This is a genomic window from Thermomonospora umbrina (assembly GCF_003386555.1).
Lineage (GTDB): Bacteria > Actinomycetota > Actinomycetes > Streptosporangiales > Streptosporangiaceae > Thermomonospora > Thermomonospora umbrina.
The window spans coordinates 2,302,971-2,316,191 of record NZ_QTTT01000001.1; the positions used below are offsets into that span (position 1 = coordinate 2,302,971).

The following is a 13,221-nucleotide window of genomic DNA, read 5'->3' on the forward strand; positions in this document are numbered from 1 at the left end:
GGCACCTATCGCAGGGTGTGGAAGTGGCTGCGAAGAGGAGTGAGGGTAGGCGGGGCCCCCGTGGGGATGCCCTTGACCCTCGGGTGACTGCCAGGGCAGGTACCCGCCGTGCTGCTGCTGCGGAGAGCCGTAGGACCACGGCTGCCGCATTTCGGGTGCGTTCAGAGGGGGCGGCTGCGGGGCGGACCGTTGCGGGGACTGCTCATTCATGGCGTGGGCCTGCGGCCGGCGAGGCTCCTGGCCCTGAGCAGAGGCCGCCTGCGGGTGATGAGGCTCCGGGCCTTGCGCCGAGGCTGCCTGCGCCTGGCGAGGCTCCTGGCCCTGAGCAGAGGCTGCCTGCTGCTGACGAGGACCCGGACCCTGAGGCCAGGATGCCTGCGGCTGGCGAGACTCCGGACCCTGAGCCGAGAAGGCCTGCGGCTGGCGAGGGTCCTGAGCCGAGGATGCCTGGGGCTGCCAGGGCGGTGGGCTCTGGGGGTGGAGGGTCTCCGGTGGGGATGACGGATGCCCTGTCTCATGGTGCGGCGGCAGGTCCTGGGCGGAATGCGCCACGCGCGGCCCCTGCTGCTCCGCTCGCTCGTCGAACCCGCCCATGAGGGAGGGCGGCATCGGTGCGTCGTCGCTGTGGTGCTGCGGCCATGAGCCCGTGGTGTGGGTCTCGTCGTGGTGTTCGTTGTCCATGGGTACCCCCGGCTCGTCTCTCACACCTTGAGAGTCGGCCGGCGGCCTGCAGTGACCCTGGAACGAAGCTGAAAGTCTGCTGAATGTGAGAAGGGCCGTCCACGCTCGTTCGGTGACGCCCATGCGTAGATCTGCGGGACACGTCGGCATGGCCGCTCGGCGCGCTGATCCGACAGGGAGAGTCCGCATGCCCCCCGGGAACAGCGGGAAGCCGGCCACACCGCAGCAGCGAACGGGGCGGGCCTTCGTTCGGAGTGCCGACCTGCGGTCATCGAGAACCGATCCCCTGGCCTTTCGGAGGCCGGCCGTGATTGGAAAGGACGGCCCCGCAACCTCGGCTGTCCCTGCTCCATGGCCCGGTACAGGGGCACAAATCTCACACTCGCGGAGCCGACAAGCGGTCAGCGACCGACGACTCCCCCGTCCACGGAGGCCCCTCTCGGTGCCAGGCCCCACGGCACGGTGGGGCCCGCCTAACGGGCGGCTCCTCGGCGGGCCTAGTCCGGGGCCAAAGGAAGGATGACGCGGAAGATGGAGCCCTCGCCCGGGGAGGAGTCGACCTGGACCGTACCGCCGTGGGCGGCCACCAAGGCGGCCACGATGGCCAGGCCCAAGCCCGTGCCACCGTCCTCGCGGCTGCGGGAGTCGTCGACGCGGTAGAAGCGTTCGAAAACGCGGTCGGCCTGCTCTCTCGTGAGGCCGGGACCCTCGTCGGCGACGTCACAGACCACCGTGGGGATACCGGGCGGCGCGCCGCGTGCCTCAAGAAGCCGGCTCTCGGCGGGAGTGCCGGGACGCAGGCGTACCTTCACCGGGACGCCGTCGGGGGTGTGGGTGACCGCGTTGCTCAACAGGTTGGCCAGGATCTGGCGCAGGCGGGGTTCGTCGCCCAGCACCTGGTAGGCCAGGCCGCCGTCGACGATGAGGTCAAGGGGGCGGTCGGGGGCGAGGACGCGGGCCTCTTGGACGGCGTCGGCGGCCACCGCCAGCAGGTCGACCGGACGGCGGTCGATGGGGCGTTGTCGGTCGAGACGGGCCAGCAGCAGGAGGTCCTCGACGAGCAGGCCCATGCGGGCGGCGGCGTCCTCGATGCGGCGGATCAGGAGGTCGAGTTCGAGAGGGGAACGGGCGGCCCCCTGGCGGTAGAGCTCCGCGAAGCCACGGATGGCGGTCAGCGGGGTGCGCAGCTCGTGGCCCGCGTCGGCGACGAAGCGGCGCATCCGTCGTTCCGACTCGCGGGCGGTGCTCTCGGACGCCTCCCGGGCGCGGAACGCCGACTCGATCTGGGCGAGCATGCCGTTGAGGGAGCCGCCGAGCCGCCCGACCTCGGTCCGGAAGTCGGCGGGCGGCACCCGCCGGGACAGGTCGCCGGCCGCGATGGCGCCCGCCGTCTCCTCGATGGCGGCGAGGGGGCGCAGGCTGACCCTCACCACCCAGACGCCGACACCCGCCAGCACCATCAGCACCGCGAAGCCGACCAGCAGGTCGATGGCGATCAGACGGCTGACCGTGCGGTCGGCCTCCCCCAGGCTGACACCCACGACGACGCTGCCGCCGTCGTCGAGCGGGATCACCAGCACCCGCCACGACGACTCCGACCCGGTGCCGGGCACGGTGAACGGGCTGCCGCGCCGGCCGTCGAGGTCATCGGGGAGACGGGGGGCCCCGGTGATCCCCTGCGCGTCGGCGGAGTCCCTGATGGTGCCGGTGGACGTCCGGATGTCGCCGTACATGTCGGCGGGGACGCGCAACTCGACCGGACCGAGCGGCGGCTGCTGCCCGAGCTGCTCGGCGATGCGCTCGGCGGTGTCCCGCAACTGCCCGTCGGCGCGGTCCACCAGATAGCCCCGCAGCACGGACACCCCGGCCACGCTGATGGCCGTCAGACCCACCGCCACCAGCATCAGCACGGCGGCGATCATCTTGACCCGCAGCGGGGTGCGCCCGGACAGCGCCCGCAGCCGCCCCCGGCCACCCCGAGGCGGAACGCTCACCGGCCCCTGAGAGCCGGCCGCGTGCTCAGGGTGAACGCCCGTATGCCACGGAGACTCACCCGCATGCCCCACACGACCACTCCCCCCACCGGGAGCCGCGAACACCGCGCCGTGAAAGCCCACCGCAGGGCCGGTGCCCTGGGGCTCGGGCTCGGGGCCGGGGGGCGTGGTCATGCGCCCGGGGGGAGGCGCAGGACGTAGCCGACGCCTCGTAGCGTGTGGATGAGCCGGGGCTCGGTGTTGTCGACCTTGCGGCGCAGTGCCGAGACGTAGGACTCGACGATCCCGGCGTCTCCGCGGAAGTCGTAGTTCCAGACGTGGTCGAGGATCTGGGCCTTGGAGAGCACCCGGCCGGCGTTGGCCATGAAGTAGCGCAGCAGCTTGAACTCCGTGGGCGACAGGGCGATGGCGCGGCCGGCGCGCCAGACCTCGTGGCCGTCCTCGTCGAGCTCGATGTCGGCGAAGGCGATGCGGGGCGACGGGTCGGGCACGCCGGCCTTGGCGCGGCGGAGGACGGCCTGGATGCGGGCGATGACCTCCTCCAGGCTGAACGGCTTGGTGACATAGTCGTCACCGCCGATGGTGAGCCCGGTGATGCGGTCCTCGACGGCGTCGCGGGCGGTCAGGAACAGCACCGGGGTGTGGGTGCCGCCCGAGCGCAGGCGTCGGACGACGGAGAAGCCGTCGAAGTCGGGCAGCATCACGTCGAGCACGATGAGGTCGGGCCGGTGCCGTCGCGCGGCCTCCACCGCCAGGGCCCCGGTGGTCGCGGTGACCACGTCGAACCCGGCGAAGCGGAGGCTGCCCGCCAGCAGCTCCAGGATGTTGGGGTCGTCCTCGACCACCAACAGACGGGCCCCCGCTCCGTCCGGGGAGGGCCGTGTCGACACGGGTGCCGTCGGCGATGTCTGCTCGTTCACTGGCCTGCCCCCCATCCGTCCTCACCAGGATGGCCTGTGAACCTGAATGTTTGCTGAAAGGAACCTGAGACTTCCTGGATGCCCACGCGAGGCACGGGGATGCACCGCCGCCCTGCCGTGGCGACATTTCAGTCACCAATACCTAAGCGCGACGGAATCCCCATCACTCCCGCCCGCCTAGCTTTGTGATCACCGGAAGCGATCACGAGGGAGACGGACATGAACGACACGAACGAGCTGGTGGAGCGCTACATCGCCGCCTGGAACGAGACCGACCCCGTGGCGCGGCGGGCCCTGGTCGCCGAGGTGTTCGCCGACGACGCGTCCTACATCGACCCGCTGGTGGCGGTTCGGGGGCGCGACGGGCTGGACGCCACCATCGGGGCCGTCCAAGGGCAGTTCGGCGGGCTGCGGTTCAGCCTGGGCGGGCCGGTCGACGCGCACCACGACATCGCCCGGTTCACCTGGCACCTCGGCCCCGAGGGCGCGGAGCCGCTGGTGATCGGCTTCGACGTCGCCGTCGTCGGCGAGGACGGCCTGATCAGGCAGGTCCTCGGCTTTCTCGACAAGGTGCCGGCGGGCATCTGATCCCCCACCGGGCGGACCCGTACGAGGGTCCGCCCCGGCGGGGGGCCCGACGCGGAAACCCGTGGGAGCCCCCGGATCACACGTCGTAGTTGAAGCCGAACGCGCGAACGCCCGTCTCGGTGCGTGGACGGTGGCTGGTCTCGGAGCCGAAGGCCACGTAGGTTCCCGGGCCGTATGTGCGGTCGCCCTCGATGATCTCGCCCTCGACGACGAAGTACGCCTCGCCGTACGTTTCGTGAACGTCCGGTTCGGGCCACTCGGCACCCGGGGCGAGGTCGATGACCCACGTACGGATGCCGGCCATCCCGGGGAGCATCCGCACCGTGATCCCCGGGGCCACCTCATCCACGGGCACCTCGTCGACCTCGACCGGGATGATCTGTCCGGGCAGGACCTGCGGCGGTGTGGTCACGGTGTCACGGCTCCGTTCACGCGGTGATGTCCTTGAGTTCGCGGCGCGAGGTGACGCCGAGCTTGGGATAGGCCTTGTAGAGGTGGTAGCCCACCGTTCGGTGGCTGAGGAAGAGCTGCGCGGCGATGTCGCGGTTGGACAGCCCCTTGGCGGCGAGCCGAACGATCTGCAGCTCCTGAGGCGTGAGCCCGGCGGCGGCACCGGGAACGGGCCGTTCGTCCGGGAGTCGGGCGCCGGTGGCGGTGAGCTCGGCCCGGACGCGTTCGGCCCAGGGGCGCATGCCGAGCCGGTCGAAGGTGCCCAGGGCGTCGTTCAGGTGGGCGCGGGCCTCAGCCTTGCGATGTGCCCTGCGCAGCCATTCGCCGTAGAGGAGCGCGGTGCGGGCGTACTCCAGTGGACGACCGTCACGGTCGTGCGCCTTGAGGGCGTCCTCGTACAGCCGTTCCGCCTGTTCGTCCCCGGTGAGCAGTGCCCGGCTCCGTAGGACGAGCGCGTCGGCCCACGGTCGCCGTACGGAGGCCGCCCACTGTTCGAAGCGTTCCATGGCCTCCTTGGCGCGTTCGGCCGCTCCGACCCGTACGGCCGATTCCACCAGGTCGGGGGTGGAACGCATGGCGCAGATGTGGTGGCGCATGGGCTCGCGGGTGAGGTGCTCGAAGTGGGAGAGGGCGGCCTCGGCACGCCCCAGGCCGAGGTCGAGCAGGCCCAGGGACCAGTGCGCCCAGGGCGCGCCGGGGGCGATCGCTCCGGCGGTGGCCCCCTCCAGGCCCGTTTCCGCGTGGCGTCGACAGGCTTCCTCGTCGCCTTCGGCGGCGTGCAGGTAGGCCAGCACGCTGTTGAACTGGCCGACCCACTGGCGTTGGCCGGTGTCGCGGGCCAGTCCGAGCGCCTCGGTCGCCGTGGTGAGCGCGTCCCGGTGGCGGCCGGTGAAGAGCTCGCCCTCGGCCATGAAGAACAGCACCGTCGGCAGCCGGCCCGCCCCGCCGGCGTTGCGGTGTTCGGCGGCCAACGCGGTGGCCAACGCGTAGGCGTCGGCGTCCTGCCCCCGGGCCAACGCGGTCCCGCACAGGATCAGCAGCGCCTGATCGGGTGCGCGGCCGTGGCGGCGTGACTCGTCGAGGGTGCGGACCAGTGTCGGGGGCGGCTCCCCTTCGCCGTCGTCCAGCAGGCGGAGAACGGAGCGGGCCAGGGGTTCGAGCGGGTCGCCGTCCGGCAGCGGGATGGCCGCCAGCCGCTCCAGCACGTCCGACAGATGCCGTTCGCCGAGGTACCAGCCGGTGTGGACGGCCTGGATCAGCATCGCGGCGGCCGTTCCGGGGTCCGTGTCGCCGATGCGTGCGGCCCCGTCGACGAGGAGCCGGTGCGCGGAGGGGAAGGCCCCCTGCCAGAAGTCCGCCAGAGCCCGTACGTGAGTGAGCCGGGCATCGGCGGCCGGGTGGGCGTCGACGCTGCGGGCCGCGTGGTCCGCTAGGTCCCTGGCACGGTCCAGGTCACCGGCCTCCAAGGCGGCCTCGGCGGCCAGGGCCGTACGGCGCGTCCTGGCGGCGGGCTCGGTGCTGAGGCGCGCCGCCCGTTCGTACGCCGCAGCCGCCGCTCCATGACCGCTGCGCTCCCGCGCCCGGGCGGCAGAACGTTCCAACGCGGCGGCGGCCTCCTCGTCGGGCCCGGTGGCGGCGGCCGCCAGATGCCAGGCCCTGCGGTCGCCGTGCTCGGGTGCGTCGAGCGCGTCGGCCAGCGCCCGGTGGACGGCCAGGCGACGCCCCACCGGCGCCCGCTGGTGCACGGCGGCCCGAACGAGCGGATGACGGAAGACGATCGAGGTCCCGTCGGCATCCCCGCGCCGCACCAGACCGGCGTCCTCGGCGGGCGTCAGATCGTCGACGCTCGCCCCCAGGGCCTCGGCGGCGCGCAGGATGACGTGAAGCTCACCCGTCTCGTCGGCGGCGGCGACCAACAGCAGACTCTGCGTCGCCTCGGAGAGCCGGCTGATCCGCCCGTGGAACGCCAGTTGCAGACGCCCGGTCAACGGAAGCGCCCCGGGGCTGAACCCCCCGTGCCGCTCGGCGGCCAGCGCAACGGGCAATTCCAACAAGGCCAGCGGATTGCCGCGCGCCTCGGCGAGCAGCCGGAACCGCACGGCCGGCGTCAACGGACGCCCGTCGAGCAGGGCCGCCGCGGCCTCCGGCGGCAGCCCGGTCAGCACCAGCTCGTCCAGCCCGGCGGCGGGGAAGGAACCCTCACCGTCACGGGCGGCGAACAGCATCGCCACACCCTCCGCGTGCAACCGCCGCGCCGCGAACGCCAACACGTCCCGCGACGCCCGATCGAGCCACTGCGCATCATCGACCAGGCACAACAACCCGGCCCCACCGACACGGCCGGCGGGCTCATCGTGACCGACCCGGTCGGCGTGTTCCGTGAGGAGGGAGAGGACGGCGAGGCCCACCAGCATCGGGTCGGGGGCGGTGCCCGAGCCGAGGCCCAGGGCCGCCTCCAGGGCCGTGCGTTGACGTTCGGGGAGGGCGGGCAGGGAGTCCAGGGCCGGGCGCAGCAGCAACTGGAGGCCGGCGAAGGGCAGCTCGGCCTCGACCTCGATGCCCGTGCCGCGCATCAGGCGCAGGTCGCCGGCCGTCGCGGCGGCGTGTTCCAGCAGCGCGGTCTTCCCGATCCCGGGCTCGCCGCGCAGGACCAGTGCTCCGCTGCCGCCCGCGCGGGTGTTCTCGAGGAGGGCGGCGATCGTCTCCGTCTCCGTGGTCCTGCCGAGCAACGGCGCGGCCCGCTCAGTCACCGGCCGCACATGTCACCACGATGTGAAATGGAATCACTGCGACATACTCACTGAAACAAGCACAAATGGGCAACCACTTCCCCTGCCCGAAGTGACAAGACACGGTCGCCGGTGAACAGACCCCGAGAGCACCCCCGGCCACGCGAAAGGCGCCCGACCGGAGCGGTCGGGCGCCCTACGACGGAGCCGTCAGGACGGGTTCACTCGCCCTGCCAGACCGGCTTGCGCTTCTCGGCGAAGGCCGCCGGGCCCTCCATGGCGTCCTTGGAGCCGAAGACCGGGCCGACGATCTCGCCCTGCTTGGCCCAGACCTCGTCGGCGGCCCACTCAGGCGACTCGACGATGATCTTCTTGGTCGCCGCGAGCGCCAGCGGGGCGTTCTCGGCGATCTTCAGGGCCAGTTCCTTGGCCGCCGCCAGCGCACCGCCGTTCTCGGCCAGCCGGTTGACGAAGCCCAGCTCGGCCATCCGCTCCGCGGTGTAGAAGTCGCCGGTCAGGGCGACCTCCATGGCGATGTGGTACGGGATCCGCTGCGGCAGTCGCAGCAGACCGCCGCCCGCCGCCACCAGGCCGCGCTTGGGCTCGGGCAGGCCGAACTTGGCGTCCCGGGAGGCCACGATCATGTCGCAGGACAGCGCGACCTCGCAGCCGCCGGCCAGCGCGTAGCCCTCCACCGCAGCGATCAGCGGCTTGAGCGGGGGACGCTCCACCAGGCCCGCGAAGCCCCGGCCGTCCACCCACGGGGCCTCGCCCTTGAGGAAGGCCTTGAGGTCCATCCCGGAGCAGAACGTGCCGCCCGCCCCGGTGATGACCGCCACGGACAGGTCCTTGCGGCCGTCGAACTCCTCGACCGCGTCGGCGATGCCCTGGGCGACGGCCCCGTTCACCGCGTTCTTGGCCTCGGGGCGGTTGATGGTGATGACGAGGACGGCGCCCTCGGTCTCGGTGAGTACGGCGTCGGTCATGCGGATCTCCGATTACTTGGGCTGGAAGCGGATGCCGCCGTCGAAGCGGACCGTCTCGCCGTTCATGTAGTCGTTCTCGATGAGCGCGCGAACGATCTGCGCGAACTCCGACGCCTTGCCCATCCGCTTGGGGAAGGGCACCGGCTGGGCCAGCTTGGCCTTGAACTCCTCGGCGGCCTCGCCCTCGCCGTAGATCGGGGTGTCGATGATCCCCGGGCAGACGGTGTTGACGCGGATGCCGACGGCGGCGAGGTCGCGGGCGGCCGGCAGGGTCATGCCGACGATGCCGCCCTTGGACGCCGAGTACGCCACCTGGCCGGTCTGGCCCTCGAGGGCCGCCACGGAGGCGGTGTTGATGACGACGCCGCGCAGGCCGTCGGTGTCGACGGGCTCGGTCTTGGCGATGGCCGCCGCGCCGATCCGCATCAGGTTGAAGGTGCCGATCAGGTTGATCTCGATGACCTTCTGGAACGACGCCAGGTCGTGCGGGTTGCCGGCGCGGTCGACGGTGCGGGTGACCCAGCCGATGCCGGCGCTGTTGACGATGATCCGCAGCGGGACGCCGGTGTCGACGGCGGCCTGCACCGCGGCCTGCACCTGGGTCTCGTCGGAGACGTCGGTCTTGACGAACACGCCGCCGAGCTCGTCGGCCAGCGCCTTGCCCTTGTCCTCGTTGAGGTCGGCCACGACCACCTTGACGCCCTTGGCCGCGAGGTCGCGGGCGGTGGCCTCGCCGAGGCCGCTCGCGCCACCGGAGACGACGGCGGAGACTCCGTTCAGGTCCATAAGCAGCACCTTACGTCAGGGACCGAATGTGGTTCGGGTGATGTTACCCACCCGTCAAATTACCGGGCTCGATCGGGGTCTTGTCCACCGGGGACGCGACTGACGCACCGGACGGTCGCAATGCTCACCGGACGACGAAGAACCGCGAGCCCGGCTTTGCCGGATGCACGATGATCCACCGCCCGATGAGCGAAGATCACGCCCTCGGCCGCCGCCGGACGCATGAGGAGCCGCGCCCCGGGAACGGTCATCCGGCGCCCGAACCACGACGACAGGGGGAGACGATGAGCGAACGACCGGCACAGAGCCAGGCGTACCCCGGCCGTACCGAGGACATGACACCCGAGCCACGGGACGAGATGCGCGACTACGCCGGCGGCGGTCTGCTCGACGGCGCGCGAGCCCTGATCACCGGCGGCGACTCCGGCATCGGCAGGGCGGTGAGCGTCGCCCTCGCCAAGGAGGGCGCCGACGTCGCGCTCACGTACCTCTCCGAGGACGCCGACGCCCGGCACACCGCCAAGCTGGTCGAGCAGGAGGGCCGCCGCTGCGTCACCTTCGGCGGGGACCTGGCCGAGGAACGGCACTGCCGCGAGGTCGTCGCCCACGCCGCCCGCGACCTGGGCGGGCTGGACGTCCTGGTGCTGCACCACGGCACCCAAGAGCCCGTCCAGGACCTGCGGGAGATCGACGACGCCCAACTACGGCGAACGTTCGACGTGAACGTCCTCAGCCTGTTCTGGCTCGTTCAGTCGGCGCTCGACCATCTGGGAGAGGGCTCGTCGATCGTCGTCACCGGCTCCATCAACGGGTTGCGGGGCAACAAGACGCTCATCGACTACGCGGCGACGAAGGCGGCCGCGATGAACCTCGTCCAGTCCCTGGCGCAGAACCTCATGGACAAGGGCATCCGGGTCAACTGCGTCGCCCCGGGCCCGGTGTGGACGCCCCTCATCCCGTCCACCATGCCACCGGAGAAGGTGGAGACCTTCGGGCAGCAGGCTCCCATGGGGCGCGCCGCCGATCCGGACGAGATCGCGCCCTCATACGTGTTCTTCGCCAGCAACCGCCTGTCGTCGTACTACACGGGGCAGACCCTCGTCCCCGCGGGCGGCGAGATCCACCCGGGCTGACCCTCAGTCCACCCGGGTCTGGGGCGTGTACCCCTCGGCCTCTCCCCCTGGGGCGTCCTCCCCCGCATTGGGGGGATCGGTGGGGCCGGGGGTCATCTCCTCTGCGAAGTCCGGCTCGTCGTCGGGGTCAACCGGGTTTCCGGCCTCGGCGCGGCGGTCGGCCAAGGGCTTGGAACGGTCGGGATCGCGCTTGTCTGCCATAGCCCCTACGTGACCGGGGGCATGGTTTTAAACACGCGCACCGGGGATCTCCTCGGGCGTGGAGCTTGAGCGCAGCGATCCGGCGGAACCCGGCATACGGCGGCGACGGCACGGTCGGGGCTTCCGCTACCTGGACGCGGCCGGGGGGCCGGTGAGCCCCGAGGAGGTCTCCCGCATCAAGGGCCTGGTGATCCCGCCCGCCTGGAAGGACGTGTGGATCTGCCCCGACCCCGACGGGCACATCCAGGCCACCGGGACCGACGGCGCCGGACGCCGCCAGTATCTGTACCACCCGCTGTGGCGCGAGCAACGCGACCGTGAGAAGCACGACCGGGTGCTGGACTTCGCCGAACGCCTGCCGGTCATCCGCGAGCGGATCGCCGAGCACCTCAAGGGGCGCGGCTTCACCCGCGAACGCGTTCTCGCCGCCGCCGTCCGCCTGATCGACCTCGGCTTCTTCCGGGCGGGCGGAGAGGAGTACGCCGAGGAGAACGGAACCTATGGGCTGGCGACCGTACTCCGCGAACACGTCACGTGCCGTAAGGACCAGGTGGTGTTCGAGTACCCGGCCAAGGGCTCCAAGGAGCGCTACCAGGCGGTCGCCGAGGAGGACGTCTGCAAAGTCGTCAGCGGCCTCAAACGGCGTCGCGACGACGGTCCGGAGTTGCTCGCCCACCGGGCGCCCGGCGGGCGATGGCACGACGTGACCACCGGGGACATCAACGAATACCTGCGCGAGATCTCCGGGGGCGACTTCACCGCTAAGGACTTCCGCACCTGGCACGCCACCGTGCTGGCCGCCGTAGGGCTCGCCGTGTCCACCAAGGCGGCCGCGTCCTCCGAGGGCACCCGCAGGCGCGCGGTGAGCCGCGTCGTACAGGAGGTCGCCGACTACCTGGGGAACACCCCGGCCGTGGCGCGCGCCTCCTACATCGACCCGCGCGTCATCGACTCGTACGAACGGGGCGTGACGATCGCGGTCACCGACCTCGGGCGGGACGCGGACTTCGGTGAACTCGCCACCCAGGGGCGCACCGAACGCGCCGTACTCGACCTTCTCCGCCCTGGCTGACTTCTCGGGGGCTACCAGGCCCCTTGGGCGACCTCGACGGGCTCGGCGGCCTTCTCCCCGGCCAGGCAGTACACCGCGTACGCCTGCTTGATGACCGGTAGCGCCACGTTCCGTACCCTTACGCCGTTGGGCGTGATGCCCTTCTCGCTGCCCATGTGCGCGTGCCCGTGGACGGCGAGGTCGGCGCCCGCCTCGTCGATCGCCTCCGCCATCAGGTAGCTGCCCAGGAACGGGTAGATCTCCAGCGGCTCCCCGGCCAACGTGTCCTTGACGGGCGAGTAGTGGGTCAGCGCGATCCGGACGTCCGCCCCCTTCCGCTCCAGGTCCTCCAGCGACCCGCGCAGCCGATCGGAGAACTCCCGGGTGTGGCGGACGAACGACTTCATCTCCGGCTCGCCGAACTCCCCGGCGCTGCGGCCGGCGAATCCGCCGCCGAAGCCCTTGCCGCCGGCGACGCCCAGCCGGGTCCCGTCGCAGTCGATGATCGCGCCGTCGCCCTCCACGACCGTGACCCCCGCGTCGCCCAGCATCGCGGCGATCTCGATCTCGGCGTCGGAGTGGTAGTCGTGGTTGCCCAGCACCGCGACGACCGGGACGGGGGCGTCCCGGAGCTCGCCCGCCGCGACCAGGCCCTCCTCGGGCGTGCCGTGCCGGGTGAGGTCCCCCGCCACCAGCAGCACGTCGGCGTGATCGGCGAGGTCGATCAGCCGCTTGCGGTAGGAGCCGGCGGTCTCCGGCCCGACGTGGATGTCCGCGATGGCGGCAACTCGGATCATGAGAGGTGCTCCTCTCCGTCGGGCGTCCGCGTCGAGACGACGGAGACCTCGTTGCGGATCACATGGTCGCCGGCGACCGCGCGGGCGGCCTCCTCCACGTCCCGCCGGCGCTCCTCGGACACCACCTCGCCCCTCAGGTAGACCACGTCGCCTCGGACGTCGACGTGGATGCCCAGCTCGTACGCCTGCTCGGCGACCCGGTCGCGGATGTGGGCGACCAGGTAGTGCGGCACGTCCCCGGTCTTGTGCGCCGGGTTCGCGGGGTTCGCCTGGTTCACAGGAAGCCTCCTTCGATCACGTCCAGCCGGTCCAGCAGGGTGAGGAAGGCGTACGCGTAGGGCGAGTGCTCCGTCTCCTTGGCCACTTTCGGCCAGTCCACCTGTTCGCGCAGCGCCCGGCAGACATGGAGGAAGTCGCTGAAGTCGCACGCGGTCTCGCTGTACGCCAGCAGCCGCATCACCACCAGGTCGTCGGCGGGCAGCACCGGCATGTTCACCGCCGCCACCGACAGCTCGTCGGCCCTGGCCAGCATCCCGTCGTCGACCGCCCGCCCGGACGGCCGGAAGATCAGGTCGATCAGCCGGTCGTCGTCGTACACCTTCTCGAGCCAGTCCTCGGGGCACTCCCGCCGCCGCATCCCCGCCCCGGTCAGCGCGTCGAGCGCCGCCTGCAGATCCCGTTCGCGAACGACGAAGTCGACGTCGTGCGTGGAGATCGCGGCCCCCCGCGCGTACGCGGCGAACCCACCGGCGAGCGCGAACCCCACGCCGGCCTCCTTCATCGCGCCGGCCGCCCGCTTCAGACTGGTGAGCAGGGTCTCCTCACCGGCCGACGATCCCCCATCCGTCATACCCCAGCACTCCCACGCTCGACGTCGCCGTCGGCCGTACCCGTGCGAACCGCCC

Annotated in this window: 13 protein-coding genes; 3 read left to right on the forward strand and 10 right to left on the reverse strand. The window is 71.7% G+C overall.

What is annotated here, in order from left to right:
* Positions 1-1,178 precede the first annotated feature (1,178 nt).
* Positions 1,179-2,675, reverse strand: coding sequence for a sensor histidine kinase (locus tag DFJ69_RS10070; protein ID WP_281275830.1), 1,497 nt, complete (start codon positions 2,673-2,675; stop codon positions 1,179-1,181).
* Positions 2,676-2,845: 170 nt separating this feature from the next.
* Complete coding sequence (locus DFJ69_RS10075) at positions 2,846-3,565, reverse strand: response regulator transcription factor (RefSeq protein ID WP_245974727.1); 720 nt, start codon at positions 3,563-3,565, stop codon at positions 2,846-2,848.
* 249 nt (positions 3,566-3,814) lie between these two features.
* Between DFJ69_RS10075 and DFJ69_RS10080 the strand changes: the two genes are divergently transcribed.
* Complete coding sequence (locus DFJ69_RS10080; RefSeq protein WP_116022236.1) at positions 3,815-4,183, forward strand: nuclear transport factor 2 family protein; 369 nt, start codon at positions 3,815-3,817, stop codon at positions 4,181-4,183.
* Positions 4,184-4,259: 76 nt separating this feature from the next.
* Here DFJ69_RS10080 and DFJ69_RS10085 read toward each other — a convergent pair whose 3' ends face one another.
* From DFJ69_RS10085 to DFJ69_RS10100, 4 genes are all read right to left on the reverse strand, one after another.
* Positions 4,260-4,595 carry a cupin domain-containing protein gene (locus DFJ69_RS10085; protein WP_245974220.1) on the reverse strand — a complete coding sequence of 112 codons (336 nt, stop codon included), beginning with the start codon at positions 4,593-4,595 and terminating at the stop codon, positions 4,260-4,262.
* Positions 4,596-4,611: 16 nt separating this feature from the next.
* On the reverse strand, positions 4,612-7,383 hold the full coding sequence (locus DFJ69_RS10090; protein ID WP_245974222.1) for an AAA family ATPase: 2,772 nt from the start codon (positions 7,381-7,383) through the stop codon (positions 4,612-4,614).
* Between the two features lie 200 nt (positions 7,384-7,583).
* Complete coding sequence (locus DFJ69_RS10095; RefSeq protein WP_116022237.1) at positions 7,584-8,348, reverse strand: crotonase/enoyl-CoA hydratase family protein; 765 nt, start codon at positions 8,346-8,348, stop codon at positions 7,584-7,586.
* A gap of 12 nt (positions 8,349-8,360) precedes the next feature.
* Entirely contained in the window at positions 8,361-9,134 is a 774-nt protein-coding gene (locus tag DFJ69_RS10100; RefSeq protein ID WP_116022238.1) for an SDR family oxidoreductase, read from the reverse strand.
* A 284-nt stretch (positions 9,135-9,418) separates the two neighbouring features.
* On the opposite strand from DFJ69_RS10100, the gene DFJ69_RS10105 reads away from it, so the two are divergent.
* Complete coding sequence (locus DFJ69_RS10105) at positions 9,419-10,267, forward strand: SDR family oxidoreductase (RefSeq protein WP_116026531.1); 849 nt, start codon at positions 9,419-9,421, stop codon at positions 10,265-10,267.
* Between the two features lie 3 nt (positions 10,268-10,270).
* Here the strand turns inward: DFJ69_RS10105 and DFJ69_RS10110 are convergent, their stop codons facing one another.
* The gene (locus DFJ69_RS10110; protein WP_116022239.1) at positions 10,271-10,468 is read right to left on the reverse strand and encodes a hypothetical protein; all 198 of its coding nucleotides are present in this window, start codon (positions 10,466-10,468) and stop codon (positions 10,271-10,273) included.
* Positions 10,469-10,526: 58 nt separating this feature from the next.
* Between DFJ69_RS10110 and DFJ69_RS10115 the strand changes: the two genes are divergently transcribed.
* Entirely contained in the window at positions 10,527-11,540 is a 1,014-nt protein-coding gene (locus DFJ69_RS10115; RefSeq protein WP_116022240.1) for a DNA topoisomerase IB, read from the forward strand.
* Positions 11,541-11,551: 11 nt separating this feature from the next.
* Here DFJ69_RS10115 and DFJ69_RS10120 read toward each other — a convergent pair whose 3' ends face one another.
* Genes DFJ69_RS10120 through DFJ69_RS10130 form a run of 3 tightly spaced genes read right to left on the reverse strand, consistent with a single transcriptional unit; the run spans position 11,552 to position 13,166 of the window.
* Positions 11,552-12,316, reverse strand: coding sequence for a metallophosphoesterase family protein (locus DFJ69_RS10120; RefSeq protein WP_116022241.1), 765 nt, complete (start codon positions 12,314-12,316; stop codon positions 11,552-11,554).
* On the reverse strand, positions 12,313-12,594 hold the full coding sequence (locus DFJ69_RS10125) for a BON domain-containing protein (RefSeq protein WP_245974224.1): 282 nt from the start codon (positions 12,592-12,594) through the stop codon (positions 12,313-12,315). The genes DFJ69_RS10120 and DFJ69_RS10125 overlap by 4 nt, the downstream gene beginning before the upstream one ends.
* Positions 12,591-13,166, reverse strand: coding sequence for a nucleotidyltransferase family protein (locus DFJ69_RS10130; RefSeq protein WP_116022242.1), 576 nt, complete (start codon positions 13,164-13,166; stop codon positions 12,591-12,593). Before DFJ69_RS10130 ends, DFJ69_RS10125 begins: the two co-directional genes overlap by 4 nt.
* Positions 13,167-13,221 lie beyond the last annotated feature (55 nt).